The organism is Nocardia vinacea, from assembly GCF_035920345.1.
In the GTDB taxonomy this organism is placed as follows: domain Bacteria; phylum Actinomycetota; class Actinomycetes; order Mycobacteriales; family Mycobacteriaceae; genus Nocardia; species Nocardia vinacea_A.
This window is the reverse complement of record NZ_CP109149.1, coordinates 2,887,432-2,900,790: the sequence shown is the minus strand read 5'-3', so window position 1 is coordinate 2,900,790 and position 13,359 is coordinate 2,887,432. Positions and strand designations below refer to the sequence as shown.

The following is a 13,359-nucleotide window of genomic DNA, read 5'->3' as shown; positions in this document are numbered from 1 at the left end:
GCTCGAGTGTTGAATTCGATGGTGTATCAAGCCGCTTCGATATTTGCCCGCAGCCGTTTGAGTGCGGCGTGCACGTAGGCCTTCACAGTTCCGTCTCCCACGCCCATGATCGCGGCCGTTTCGGCATAGGTGTTTCCCTCGAACGCGCGCACAACCACTGCCTGGCGCTCGCGGGCGGGGACGGCGTTCAGCGCGGCGATCAGCATGTGCCGCAACGCGATCACGTCGTCGAAGGCGAGTCCGGCGCCGTCTGCCAGCTGCGCGATCCTGGTCTCGCCATCGGGATCGAGACGGTCGCGTTCGTTCGCGGCTCGCCGCCAGCTATCGCGGGTCAGGTTCTTCGCGGCGGTCCAGATGTAGCGGCGCAGCTCCTCGGGATCGGTGATATCGGGACGCGCGGCGTAGACGCGCATAAACGCGGTCTGGACGATGTCTTCCGCGTCGGTGCGGCTCCCGACCTGTTTCGTTACCCAAGCGAGCAGCATGTCCTTGGCCGATTCGTATGCCTCGACGAGCAGTTCATCGAACGGCCGCGCCGAATCGGCGCCGCCTCGCCCGATCCGAATGACCGACGTCTCAGGAGCGCTCGCGAGCAATGACAGCGGTTCTCGCGCACAGTCCTGCAGCACCGCGCCTAGTAGCGCGATGAGCGCAACGTCACGAACCCAGTCGCCATCGTCTGTGGTGCTCATCTGAACCGCCCTTCCGTGTCCTACTCGACTACAACAGAAATGTGCATGAAAAGGTTGGGTTCGAATTCGGCACAACCTTTTGCACCCTCCCGGGGTTGAGGGGGGTATGAAACCTGATTCGGCAACACCTCAACAGCTTTCCGGCAATCCGCCCCGGGGCTTCACTGCTCTCACAGCAGGTGTACTGGCCGGCCTCGGTGCCGCATCACACCTGTTCGGAGTCATTCTCGCGGGCCTGGTGCTCGGATCGACACCAGCCGATGCCGGCATCGACGGCGAGTGGCCATCGTGGTTCAAGCCGACGATCGCCCTCATCGGTCTCTTCGGGCTTGCTGTCGGAGCCCTGCTGGCAGCGGGAGCCGTCCAGCTGTTCCGCAGAAGGATCCAGGGCCGGTCGCTCGTGCTGGCAGCGTGCATCACCAACATCTCGGTCGGCTGGATCATGCTCGCGTATATGGCAATTGCCGGATTTGGCGATGACAGCACGGTCCGATTGAAAGTCGGTCCTTCGATACTGGCCACGCTCGTCGTCCAGACACCAGCGATTATCACGCTCATCCTTGCCGCGGTTCCGGCGACCAAGCTTTGGCTCGATTATCGTCCGGCACAGCCTCGAGCATAGGGCGAACGATGATTCCAACGGCCGAGGCAGGCTACGAGACGGGCATGCGCCGTTTCATCGGCCCGCAGATGTACCAGCACAATAGTTTTCGACTAGCCGACCTGGACATCACGGCATCGGGCCGTGCGGTCCGTCGACGCGCCGAGGAGATGCGAGGCGACGAGCAAATCGCCGAGGCGTGTCGGCAACTGGGCGACCCGATGCGCCGGATCATCGACGAATTCTTTTGGCACTGGCCGGGTTACGACGCGCATAATCGCGCGGTCGATGCGCACGCAAAGGCCCTGGCCGATCCAGCGGACGAGGTCGACTGGGCAGGTGTGCGGTTGCGCTGGCATGAAGCCGCCGGCGATGAGGCCGGTTGGGACTATGTGCACGACCGGATTCTGCAGTTGGACGAGCCGGAGATCCGCCCCGACTTCGTCGACCAGTTGCGGCGGCTGCTGCCGACGCTGTTGGTTTCGGTCAACGCCGCCCTGTTCGCCCGCGCCATCGAACGTGGCGACGAATCGGCGGCCGCGAATCAGATGCGTGCGACCGTGCAGATGGCATCCGCCGACGAGCGGCTGGCCGGTGCCGAGATCGCGAGAGCGATTCAGCCCGTGCTCGACGACATCCGGCGACGCGCCGCCGCGGCACAGGACGAGGTCACGGTGGATCACCGGCGAGGATTGGTAATCGCCCAGCAGCTGATCGCGCAAGCCGAACACTTGGCCCGGGTCATTGGCAAGGCGCCCGGCCGCGCGAAGGTGGCGACACTCTGTGACGAGATCGCCGCCACCGCACGATGGTGCATCGCTGCCTACGGTAATGAAACGGGCGCCGCCAGTTCGTGCGCGCGGCTGCTGGCACAGGCACGGTCACTCACCAGCAATGCCGTGGCTATCCGCGATATCGACGTAGACCGGGGCACGTTCCTGAGCAACGAGCTCCGCACGCTCTGTGACGAGATGCGCGCTCCCGTCGATGGTCGACCCGATCACGAGTTGAGAGATGTTGCGACACTGTTGGATTCGGCGGAAGACGTGCTTTATCTGCTCGCCGAAATTCCGAGCATGCCGCCGGAAGAATTCGACGAGAGCTGTGACAACGTCGTGCTGGCCATCGTCACTGCTGTCTCGATGCGCTTGACGGCTATGTGCGACTCGCGGCGCGCAGACGCGTTGTTGCGCCGGGCGGAGGCACTCGCGGCGACCGGTGACACGCGGTTTCTCATCGGCGCGGCGCGTATGGCTGCGACGATCGGGCATGAACTGCGCCAGTGCTGTTGGTTCTGTGGTCAGTTGAGCTCATTGGAATCCGTGGCCCGGGTGCGGCTGGTGCGAAGGCGCACGCTCACCGAACAGGTGGTGGATATCGAACGATGTCCGTCGTGTCAGCGGGCGTGGAATCGCATATCGCCGATCCTCGGTGCGATGAACCTGATCATGCTCACGATGCTCCTGGCCCTCGTGACCATCGTTCCGGTGCTCGGATTGCTCGGCGTAATCGGTTCGGGCGTATATATTCCCGCGCTCGGTGTCTTCGCTGTCGCTTATGCAGGAACGTGGATTGCCGGGGGACGTGCGCGAGGGATCGACGCACGCATGCGAGAGCATCCGGCTGTCGCGCGGGAACTCATGGACGCTCGCGTGTTGGCGGTCATGGAAGTGCGAAAGTGATACCCGACAGCGTGGTTTCGGCGGCCCGCAGATTGGTCGCGGTGCTGCACGCACGCCTGAATCCGCCTGCGCCCGAACCGGAGCACCGCTGCGGTGTGCTCACACCCGACGTCGTCGCCGCGATCGCGACTGCACAGTGGCGGGCGAACCGCAGGCTCGACGAGACCGAACTGCGGCCGCTACGGCGCCAGATCCGGACCACGCTCGAACATCTCGCCGAGGCCGGTGTCGACGTGCAGGATCACGGCGGTGCCGAGTTCGTCGCTGGTCAGCGGCTGGAAGTGGTTGCCGCGCAAGAGATGCCGGGCATCGACCGGGCGACAGTTGTGGAGACGCTACGGCCGAGCGTGTATCTGCGCGGCGTACTCATCCAGACCGGCGAGGTGATCGTCGGCATGCCCGTGGGAGGCACATCGTGAATGCAATCAATTTCGGTATCGACCTCGGTACCACCAACAGTGCGATCGCCGTGCTGCGCGGCGTCGACACCGAGATCGTCAAGAACAACGAAGACGGTGACATCACGCCGTCGGCAGTCTGGATCAGCAGGCACGGCTCGCTGCAGGTCGGCCGGGCGGCGAAGGACAAGGCGGAAATAGACCCGGACAACACGGCGATGGAGTTCAAGCGGCACATGGGGTTTGCCGGCACCGTCAAGCGCTTCGCCGGTTCCGATCGGGGCCTCAGCGCGGAGGAATTGTCGGCGGAGGTGCTGAAGTCGCTGCGAGCGGACGTGACGCAGCGGCTCGGTGACAACGTGGACGCCGCGGTGATTACGGTGCCCGCCGCGTTCGATCTGAATGCTTGCCATGCGACCCGCCATGCGGCCGAACTCGCCGGACTGCGGCAGATTCCGTTGTTGCAGGAGCCGGCCGCGGCGGCGATGGCCCACGGGTTCCAGTCGAGTGCGGACGGCGTGCGCTGGTTGGTCTACGACCTCGGTGGCGGCACGTTCGACGCGGCCGTTGTCCGGCTGCGGGACGGCGAGTTCAGCATTGTCACGCACGCCGGCAATAATCATCTGGGCGGCAAGGACATCGACTGGCGGATCATCGAGAAGCTGCTGCTGCCTGCCCTTGCGAAGCGGCACGGGCTCGATGTGCGACGCGGCGACGCCCGCTGGCGGGCGACATTGAATACGCTCAAGCTCGAGGCCGAACGTGCCAAGATCCGCCTGTCTCGCCAGGTCGGTACCGAGATTGTCGCCGACCTTGTCGGCCCGGATGGGTTGCGCCGCTACGAGTTCGAGTTCGAGTTGCGCCGCGCCGATCTCGAGCGACTCACTGCTCCGGTGCTCGCGCGCACGGTCGAGTTGTGCCGACGAGCACTGGCCGAGAAGAACCTGGGCCGCGGCGATATCGAACGCGTGGTCCTCGTCGGCGGGCCGACGCTGTCGCCGTTTGTTCGCGACTACCTCGCGGACCCGGACTCCGGGCTGGGTATTTCACTCGATCACACCCAGGATCCGCTCACGGTCGTCGCTCGCGGTGCCGCAATCTTCGCGGGAACGCAACGCTACGAGACCGTTTCGGCACCCGTCGTGCACGGCGGCTTTACGCTCACGCTGGACTACCACCCGGTCGGACCGGACCCCGACCCGCTGATCCGCGGCAGCATCGAACCGGCCGACCGCGGTCTTTCCATCGAATTCGGCAATCCCGAGTCCCGCCCGCCGTGGCACAGCGGCCGCCTCCCGGTCGCGGCGGACGGCACCTTCGCCACGCGGGTGCTCGCAGAGCGTGGGCGTCTCAACACGTTTCAAGTGTGGTTGAGCGATGCGTTCGGTAACCGCCGCCAGGTCGGCCCCGACACGTTCACCTACACCGTCGGCGCGGTGCAGACCGAGCAACCGCTGATCCATTCCATCGGAATCGGCCTCGCGGACAATACGTTGCTGTCGCTCGCTCCCAAAGGCGCCACCTTGCCGGTGCGCTGCCGCACCAAGTTGCACACCACGACAACCATCGGGCCCGGCGTCGCGAGCGGCGTGATCCGGATCCCGATTCTCGAAGGCGAACAGCCGAGAGCGGATCGGAATCGGCAGGTCGGCTGCCTCGAGGTGCGCGCGCAGCAGGTCTCGCGGCCGTTGCCCCTCGGCTCGGACATCGAGTTCATCGTGGAGATCGACTCGTCGCGGCTGGTGACCGCCCGCGCCTATGTGCCGATGCTGGACGAGGAGTTCGACCAGGTCGCCGACCTCGAGTCCGAGACGGTGCCCACCCACAACGAACTCGCCGACCGAGTGAGTGAGATCCGGGAACGATTGGCGTCGTTGCGATCCCGTCAGGGGCAGGCGGGCGATCCGGTCGCCGGCATGGTGCTCATGCGGGTCGACGCGGCGGGCCGAACGGAGACGGTCGAACAGCGGCTCGCCGCCGCCCGCGACGACACCGACGCCGCACAAGGTTGCGACGCCATGGTGCGCGAGTTGCACGCCGCCCTCGACGAAGCCGAGGACGCGCTGCAATGGCCCGAACTCGTCGCCGAAGCTCGCTCGGCCTGCGTCGAGGCCACCGATATCGTTGCCGCGCACGGGAATACCGACGACGCCGCCGCGATGCGGGTGGCGACGCTCGCGATCGAAGAAGCTATCGACACACGTGACTCGAGGTCGCTGCGCCAGCACACGAACGACCTCGGCCGCCTCATCGGTCAGGTGCTCGATCGCGCAGGTGTTCTGCAGGTCGAGCTCTTTCACCATCTCGCCGCCCGCCGAGCCGAGATGAGCAGCCCGCCACACGCCGATCGCCTCATCGCGCAGGGCCGGGCTGCCTTGGACCGCGACGAAACTGCGCCATTGCGATCGATCAACAGTCAGCTCTTCGCCCTGCTGCCCACAGCATCGCAGGCAGCGGGCGATCCGTTCAGCACGGTTCGGCCGTCGTACTGACTTCCAGCTGTGGCCGCCGAATCACCGCGTCCAGCCGCCGCTGCGCCAGCGCTCGCTCGGCGAGCGGCCCGTGCAGCTCATGCGACTCCCGCCGCGCTACGACCGAATGACCCCGTCGACGAGCCGCGAGTTCAGGGGAGGTCGAAGCCCAGGGCGTCGGCTGCGGCGGCGGGGGTCGGCTGGGACCAGCGGTCGATGAGGGTTTGGGCGGAGGTCAGGGAGCGGGTGATGGCGCGATCGATGTAGAGGGTGCCATCGAGGTGGTCGGTTTCGTGTTGGACGATACGGGCGGGCCAGCCGGAGACTTCCTCGTCCAGTTCGCGGCCGCGCTCGTCCTGTCCGCGCAGGCGCACGTGGGCGTGGCGCGCGACGACGGCCTGCCAGCCCGGAACGCTCAGGCACCCCTCGAAGAATGCGGCGCATGCGTCGCCGATGGGTTCGTAGGTCGGGTTGACCAGAACTCGGAACGGTAGCGGGACCCGTCCGCGGACCGCGCGCACATCGTCGGTCACTTCGGCCGGATCCTCCAGCACGGCCAGCCGCAGCGGTATCCCGACTTGCGGGGCGGCCAGTCCGACACCAGGGGCGGCATGCATCGTCTCCCGCATAGCCCGCACCAGGCGATCCAATTGCGTCTGCGTCAGCTGTCCGTCGTAGCGCGCGGCCGGCGTGCGCAGCACCGGATCGCCCGCGGTAACAATGGAGAGTGGACCACCGAGCAGCGTCTCGACAAGATCGGGAAGCGGGATCGTCATGGTTTCAGCATCGCAAAGCGCCGCGCGGCGCAATGATATGGCCAGGCCCGTTGCCGAATATGGACCGCCCTGGAATATTTAGCCAGGCTAACGTGTTACTGGATACAGGCGTCTTCAATCTGAACAGAACAACCGACGGTCGACATGCGATCGAAGGAGGCTGGCCATGATTATTGATACGCGGATGGAACAGGTCGTGAATCGCATCGCCGACCTGTACGCCACCTATCCGGACATTCGCAACGCGCGACCGAAACCGGAGACTTTCGCCGCGATCCGAGAACCCGAAATGCGGCCATCACAGATCGTGGCGACGGTCATGGCGGCCTACGCCGATCGTCCCGCGCTCGGGCACCGGGTCCTCGAACCCACCACTGACGAGTCCGGGCGGCGCACGCTGCGACCGCTGCCCGAATTCGGCACCATCACTTACGGCGAGTTGTGGGCGCGCGTCGGTGCGATCGCCGCAGCCTGGCATCACAACCCCGACAACCCCATCGAAGCGGGCGACTTCATCGCCACACTAGGCTTCACCAGCAGCGACTACACCACACTCGATCTGGCCTGTCTGTATCTCGGCGCGGTTGCCGTGCCGCTGCAGGCAGGTGCGGCACCGAAGCAATTGTCGGCGATCATTGCCGAGACCGAACCACGCATCCTCGCCGCGACTCCCGAAACCCTCACTACCGCAGTGGAATGCGTGCTCGCGGGCCCGGCGCCGGAACGCCTCGTGGTCTTCGATTACCACCCCGAGGACGATGATCAGCGCGGCGCATTCGAATCCGCCCGCGATCGCCTGGCGAACACTCCGATAGTGGTGGAATCGCTGGAGTCGGTACTCGAACGTGGCCGTACCCTGCCGCCCGCGCCGCTGTTCGTACCCGACGACGACGCTTTGGAGCTGCTGATCTACACCTCCGGCAGCACCGGAACTCCCAAGGGCGCGATGTACACCAGCCGGTTGGTAACCGCGATGTGGTTGGCCCAGCCGGAGGTCGGGGGGATCGGCCTGAACTACATGCCGATGAGCCATATGGCCGGACGCATGTCGCTCTACGGCGTGCTGGCCCGCGGCGGCACCGCGTATTTCACGGCCAAGAGCGATATTTCGACGCTTTTCGAGGATATCGGCCTCGTCCGGCCGACGGAGATGTTCTTCGTGCCACGCGTATGCGATATGGTCTTCCAGCGCTATCAGAGCGAAATGGAACGTCGCGCCGAACCGGATATCGACCGCGCCGAACTCGACCGTGCGGTGAAAACCGAACTGCGCGAGGACTTCCTGGGCGGCCGATTCCTATCGCCCATCGTCGGCAGTGCGCCACTTGCGGCCGAGATGAAGACATTCATGGAATCGGTCATCGAGATGGACCTGCACGATGGCTACGGTTCGACCGAGGCGGGCGGCGCCGTCATGGTCGACAATGTGATCCACCGTCCACCCGTGCTCGACTACAAGCTGGTGGACGTGCCGGAGCTGGGATATTTCGGTACCGACCAGCCGCATCCGCGCGGTGAGCTGCTGCTGAAGACCAGCACCATGATTCCCGGCTACTACAAGCGTCCCGAGGTCACCGCGGAGATCTTCGACGCGGACGGTTTCTACCGGACCGGTGACATCGTGGCCGAACTTCAACCCGATGAACTCGTCTACCTCGACCGTCGCAATAATGTGCTGAAGCTTTCCCAAGGCGAATTCGTCGCGGTCGCACACCTGGAAGCCGTATATGCCAGCAGCCCGCTGCTCGAGCAGATCTTCGTATACGGCAGCAGTGAGCGCGCCTACCTGCTCGCGGTGATCGTTCCGACCGAGGACACGCTGCGCAGCGCCGATTCCAAGGCAGCACTGAGTGATTCGCTGCAGCGCATCGCCAAGGAGGCCGATCTCGAGTCGTATGAGATCCCGCGCGATTTCCTCATCGAAACCGAACCTTTCACTACCGAAAACGGTCTGCTCTCCGGCATCGGCAAGTTGTTGCGTCCCAAGTTGATCGAGCGCTACGGCGAGCGGCTGCAGCAGCTGTACGCCGAGCTGGCCGAAGGGCAGACGAACGAACTGCTCGCACTGCGCCGCGAAGCCGCCGACCTGCCGGTTCTGGAAACCGTGAGCCGGGCCGCGCGTGCATTGCTCGGTTGCGCGGCAACTGATCTGCGCCCGGATGCGCATTTCACCGATCTGGGCGGCGATTCCCTGTCGGCGCTGTCGTATTCGAATCTGCTGCGCGATATCTTCGCCGTCGAGGTACCGGTGGGCGTGATCGTCAGCCCGGCCAACGGATTGCGCGAGTTGGCGCAGTATGTCGAGTCGGCGCAGGGGGCCGGCGCGATCCGGCCCACCTTCGCCGCGGTCCATACACACGGCGGCGTCGCGCGGGCCGATGAACTGACACTGGACAAGTTCATCGACGCGCAAACACTTTCCGCCGCAACGACTCTCCCGCACACGACCGAGGCGCAAACGGTACTGCTGACGGGTGCTAACGGTTACCTCGGCCGCTTCCTGTGCTTGGAATGGCTCGAGCGACTCGACAACACGGACGGCACACTCATCTGCATCATCCGCGGCAAAGACGCTGCAGCAGCACGGAAACGGCTCGACGATGCCTTCGACAGCGGTGATCCGGACCTGCTGCGGCACTACCGCGAGCTGGCGGCCCGCCGCCTCGAAGTGCTGCCCGGTGATATCGGCGAGCCGAATCTCGGCCTGGACGATGCGACCTGGCATCGGCTGGCCGACACTGTCGATCTGATCGTGCATCCCGCCGCGCTGGTCAACCACGTCCTGCCCTACAACCAGCTGTTCGGCCCCAATGTCGTCGGTACCGCGGAACTCATCCGCCTGGCCATCACCACGCGGATCAAGCCCGTCACATATCTGTCCACCGTGGCCGTCGCCGCCCAGATCCAGCCATCGTCCTTCGAGGAGGACGGCGACATCCGCGAAATCAGCCCCACGCGTGCCATCGACGACAGCTACGCCAACGGCTACGGCAACAGCAAATGGGCGGGGGAGGTCCTGCTGCGGGAAGCGCACGATCTGTGCGGACTTCCGGTCGCCGTCTTCCGATCCGATATGATCCTGGCGCACAGCCGATTCGGCGGCCAGCTCAATATTCCGGACATGTTCACCCGACTGCTGCTGAGTCTGGTGGCCACCGGCATCGCCCCGTACTCCTTCTATGAGACCGATGCCGACGGCAAGCGCCAACGCGCACACTACGACGGCCTGCCCGTCGACTTCACCGCCGAATCGATCACCGCCATCGGCACCCAGGCGCGCACCGATTTCCACACCTTCGATGTCCTCAATCCACACGACGACGGCATCTCCCTCGACGAATTCGTCGACTGGCTCATCGAATCCGGCCACCCCATCCGGCGGATCGACGACTATCAGGAATGGTTCAGCCGATTCGAAACCGCACTGCGCGGCCTCCCCGAGAAACAGCGCCAGGCCTCGCTGCTTCCGCTGCTGCACGCTTACAGCCGACCCGGTCGGCCGTTCCCTGGCGCCGCGCTTCCGGCAATGGGTTTCACCGCTGCCGTACAAGCCGCGAAAGTCGGTGCCGAGCATGATATTCCGCATCTGACACCCGCGCTAATCGACAAGTACGTCAGCGATCTGCGGTTGCGTGGACTGCTGTAGTCAGGTGAGCTCGAGAATGGTGATGGTGAGTCGAGTGGCGTAGTCGACCACCTCGTCGCGATTTGCCTCGACATCGCCGTCGAGCCAATCGAGGAATAGTGCGACGAGTGCGCCGGATATCGCGCTGACCGGCAGCGGAATCCGGCCCGGTGCGGCAGTGAAGCGCGCGGCCCGCTTCGGTGCCAGTTGCGCGGCGACGAGCGTGACGAAGGCGGGGAGTACATCGGCGCCGTGGGCGCGCAGGGTGTCATCGGCGAGGGTTTCGCGGAACATGATCCGCCCGCGGCGCGGATCGTCCGCGAAGTACTGCGCTGCCGCGTCGAAAGCCGCGCGGGCACGGGCGGTTTCGTCGTCGGGTGCGTCGGCCAGCCGCGTGGTGACGGCGTCGACGAGCCCGTGTGCGGTCTGGTCGTAGATCTCGATGAACAGGGCTTCGCGATCGGCGAAGTTCTCGTAGAAGTAGCGCAGGCTCAGGCCCGCTTCACGGCACACCGCCCGCATGGTGGTCGCCGCCGCGCCCTCGCCGCCGAGCAGCGCGTAGCCGGCGCGCACGAGTTGTACGCGGCGCTCGGCGGCGCGGCTGGCCATGGTGCTGCCGCGCCAGGTGCTGGCTGACGAAGTCACGGGTTGGATCATGTCATGCGCCGTTGGACTCGCTGCGCGGGCGTTGTTCCAGCTTGCGGAGCAGGATCCGCAGCTGTTCGTCGGTACTGAGGTACTGGTCCATCAGCACATTGATGGCACCGCGCAGCAGGGCGTAGGGCTCCCAGACGCGGGGTGCGATGGTGCGCGGGGCGCGCTGGGCGATGCCGTCGGCGACGGCCAGTGCGGCCTGAGCGGCGCTGATGCGCTGGTTGAGCGGCCAGGGCAGCATGGCGTCAGCGGCGCGACCGAATTCGTCGTCGTCGAGCGTGTGGTGAGTCATGGCGGTGTCGACAATGCCGAAATAGGCGACTCCCGCGCTGGCGCCGGATGCGGCGAGTTCGACCCGCAGCGCGCGGCCGAGCTGTTCGACCCCGGCCTTGCTGATCATGTACGGCGAGCCACCCATGCCGGGCGCGAACGCGGCGCAGGAGGAGACCACGACGACATGGCCGCGGGTGGCGACGATATCGTCGAGGACCGGTCGTACGGTGTTGAAGACACCGGTCAGGTTGACCCCGATGACCCGGTCGAAATCGGCGGGGTCCATCGTGCGTAGGGTGGCGGGCGTGGGGGTGATACCGGCATTGGCGACCACGAGATCGATACGGCCGAAGCGGTCACGGACCGTCGCCATGGCGGCGACCATGCTGTCGCGGTCGGCGACATCGGCGCGCAGCGGGACCGCGCGTGACCCCAATCGCGACGCCGCAGTGTGGACTTTGGCCTCGTCCAGGTCGAGCATGACGACCCGCGCGCGGCGGCGGTGCAGGATTTGCGCCAGTTCCGCACCGATGCCGCGTCCGGCGCCGGTGATCACCACCACCTTGTCGGCCACGTCGAAGGTGTCGTTGGTCGGCAGCAGCCGCAACAGGTTCATGATGCCTCGATCAGGTAGGCGTCGGAATCGAATCGCATGGTGCGCCTGGCGTATTCGAAGCTCCAGTTCGGGTACAGCCCGGCATTGTGATGGCCGTCGGCGGTCTGATAGTAGCTGCGGCAGCCACCGGTGACCCATACCGTGTCGCGGCTGCGCTGCTCCATCTCCTCGACGAAGTCCCGCTGCACCTGCGGTCGCACCTCGATACGGCGAAGTCCGTTGTCGCGCATATGCTTTACCGCGTCCACGATATAGCGGATCTGCGCCTCGATCATGAAGATCGCCGACTGGTTTCCGGCCGCGCCGAACGGGCCGAGGGTGGTGAAGAAGTTCGGAAATCCGGTGACGGTGGTGCCGAGATAGCTCTGTGGGCGTTCACGATACAGCTGGGCGAGGGTGCGTCCCCCGGTGTCGTGGATGGCCTCGAATATCCGTGGTGGCACGCCGAATCCGGTGCCCCAGATGATCGTGTCGACCTCGTGTTCGGTGCCGTCCGCGGTGACGATCGATCGCGGCCGGACCTCGGTGATCCCGGCGGTCTCCACCTCGACGTTGGGCTTGGACAGCGCGGGATAGTAGGCGTCCGAGAAGATCGCGCGTTTGCAACCGATCATGTAGTCGGGCATCAGCTTTCGGCGCAGTCGCGGATCGGGAACCTGGCGGCGCAGCTGCAGTCGGCCCAGTGCCTCGAACGGATGACGGAACCGCTTGTCCACGAACCCGACCAGCCCGAATCCTTCGATGCCGGTGAAGTACGCAGCGCGGATCGTCTTGCCCAGCAATGGCATCCGGCGCAGGAGTCTGCGCTCGACGGTGCTGGTCGCCCAGTCCATGCGAGGCACGATCCACGGGGCGGAACGCTGGAAGATCGTGAGCCGTTCCACCATGGGCTGGATCTCCGGAATGAACTGCACCGCGGACGCGCCGGTGCCGATCACTGCGACCCGCTCACCGGTTAGATCGTGGTCGTGATCCCAGTGCAGCGAATGGAACTGAGTGCCGGTGAAATTCGCGATACCTGGCACGCTGGGGATTTGTGCCTCGCTGAACGGTCCGATCCCCGAAACCAATACATCCGCGGTCAATTGCCCCTGCCCGGTACGGATGCGCCACCGTCCGGCTGCTTCGTCCCACGCGGCGTCGAGTACCTCCGTGTTGTAGCGAATATGTTGCGGTACATCGTATTTGTTCGCCACGCCACGCAAGTAGTCGAGGATCTCCGGCTGGGTGCCGTAGCGGCGGGACCAATTCGGATTCGGGGCGAAGGAATACGAATACAGCATCGAAGGCACGTCGCACGCACAACCGGGGTAGGTGTTGGCGCTCCAGGTGCCACCGAGGTCGGAGCCGCGTTCGAGGATGACGAAGTCGCGGAAACCCGCCTCTCGCAGTTTCACCGCCAATCCGATACCCGCGAACCCGGCGCCTATCACAACGATCGGCACATGGTCGGGTCGCGTCGTCGGCTGATCCATCTGCACTCCTCCGAACGAGTCCGCGCCCATTGGAATCGGGCGATTCCAGTGGAATCAGATGATTCCTTTATAGTGTATATGTGTCAAGGCTGATCG

10 protein-coding genes are annotated in these 13,359 nt (G+C 65.2%); 5 read left to right on the top strand and 5 right to left on the bottom strand.

Going from position 1 to position 13,359, the window contains the following annotated elements; genetic code table 11:
- Positions 1–26: 26 nt before the first annotated feature.
- Positions 27–692 carry a sigma-70 family RNA polymerase sigma factor gene (locus OIE68_RS13380; RefSeq protein ID WP_327099700.1) on the bottom strand — a complete coding sequence of 222 codons (666 nt, stop codon included), beginning with the start codon at positions 690–692 and terminating at the stop codon, positions 27–29.
- Positions 693–798: 106 nt separating this feature from the next.
- Here OIE68_RS13380 and OIE68_RS13375 point away from each other — a divergent pair, with 106 nt between their 5' ends.
- From OIE68_RS13375 to OIE68_RS13360, 4 genes are read left to right on the top strand one after another with little or no spacing between them, the layout of a single operon-like run.
- Positions 799–1,314, top strand: a complete 516-nt coding sequence (locus OIE68_RS13375) for a hypothetical protein (RefSeq protein ID WP_327099699.1) — start codon at positions 799–801, stop codon at positions 1,312–1,314.
- A gap of 8 nt (positions 1,315–1,322) precedes the next feature.
- On the top strand, positions 1,323–2,975 hold the full coding sequence (locus OIE68_RS13370) for a hypothetical protein (RefSeq protein WP_327099698.1): 1,653 nt from the start codon (positions 1,323–1,325) through the stop codon (positions 2,973–2,975).
- Entirely contained in the window at positions 2,972–3,394 is a 423-nt protein-coding gene (locus tag OIE68_RS13365; protein WP_327099697.1) for a hypothetical protein, read from the top strand. Before OIE68_RS13370 ends, OIE68_RS13365 begins: the two co-directional genes overlap by 4 nt.
- Positions 3,391–5,865, top strand: coding sequence for an Hsp70 family protein (locus OIE68_RS13360; protein WP_327099696.1), 2,475 nt, complete (start codon positions 3,391–3,393; stop codon positions 5,863–5,865). The genes OIE68_RS13365 and OIE68_RS13360 overlap by 4 nt, the downstream gene beginning before the upstream one ends.
- A gap of 131 nt (positions 5,866–5,996) precedes the next feature.
- Here OIE68_RS13360 and def read toward each other — a convergent pair whose 3' ends face one another.
- Positions 5,997–6,620, bottom strand: a complete 624-nt coding sequence (gene def, locus OIE68_RS13355; protein ID WP_327099695.1) for a peptide deformylase — start codon at positions 6,618–6,620, stop codon at positions 5,997–5,999.
- Between the two features lie 166 nt (positions 6,621–6,786).
- Here def and car point away from each other — a divergent pair, with 166 nt between their 5' ends.
- Positions 6,787–10,266 (top strand): carboxylic acid reductase, encoded by a 3,480-nt coding sequence (gene car / locus OIE68_RS13350; protein ID WP_327099694.1) that lies wholly within the window; start codon positions 6,787–6,789, stop codon positions 10,264–10,266.
- On the opposite strand, the gene OIE68_RS13345 is transcribed toward car, so the two are convergent.
- The 3 genes from OIE68_RS13345 to OIE68_RS13335 are packed head-to-tail and all read right to left on the bottom strand — an operon-like array spanning position 10,267 to position 13,263.
- The gene (locus tag OIE68_RS13345; RefSeq protein ID WP_327099693.1) at positions 10,267–10,890 is read right to left on the bottom strand and encodes a TetR/AcrR family transcriptional regulator; all 624 of its coding nucleotides are present in this window, start codon (positions 10,888–10,890) and stop codon (positions 10,267–10,269) included.
- A 13-nt stretch (positions 10,891–10,903) separates the two neighbouring features.
- Positions 10,904–11,788: an SDR family oxidoreductase gene (locus tag OIE68_RS13340; RefSeq protein ID WP_327099692.1), complete on the bottom strand. Its 885-nt coding sequence runs from the start codon at positions 11,786–11,788 to the stop codon at positions 10,904–10,906.
- A complete protein-coding gene (locus OIE68_RS13335; protein ID WP_327099691.1) occupies positions 11,785–13,263 on the bottom strand; it encodes an NAD(P)/FAD-dependent oxidoreductase in 1,479 nt (492 codons plus the stop codon). The genes OIE68_RS13340 and OIE68_RS13335 overlap by 4 nt, the downstream gene beginning before the upstream one ends.
- Between the last annotated feature and the right edge of the window lie 96 nt (positions 13,264–13,359).

Bases quoted from the DNA above. Each gene is read 5' to 3' on its own strand.
- OIE68_RS13370 (WP_327099698.1), top strand. From the start codon at position 1,323: ATGATTCCAACGGCCGAGGCAGGCTACGAGACGGGCATGCGCCGTTTC.
- def (WP_327099695.1), bottom strand. From the start codon at position 6,620: ATGACGATCCCGCTTCCCGATCTTGTCGAGACGCTGCTCGGTGGTCCA.
- OIE68_RS13375 (WP_327099699.1), top strand. From the start codon at position 799: ATGAAACCTGATTCGGCAACACCTCAACAGCTTTCCGGCAATCCGCCC.
- OIE68_RS13380 (WP_327099700.1), bottom strand. From the start codon at position 692: ATGAGCACCACAGACGATGGCGACTGGGTTCGTGACGTTGCGCTCATC.
- OIE68_RS13335 (WP_327099691.1), bottom strand. From the start codon at position 13,263: ATGGATCAGCCGACGACGCGACCCGACCATGTGCCGATCGTTGTGATA.
- OIE68_RS13340 (WP_327099692.1), bottom strand. From the start codon at position 11,788: ATGAACCTGTTGCGGCTGCTGCCGACCAACGACACCTTCGACGTGGCC.
- car (WP_327099694.1), top strand. From the start codon at position 6,787: ATGATTATTGATACGCGGATGGAACAGGTCGTGAATCGCATCGCCGAC.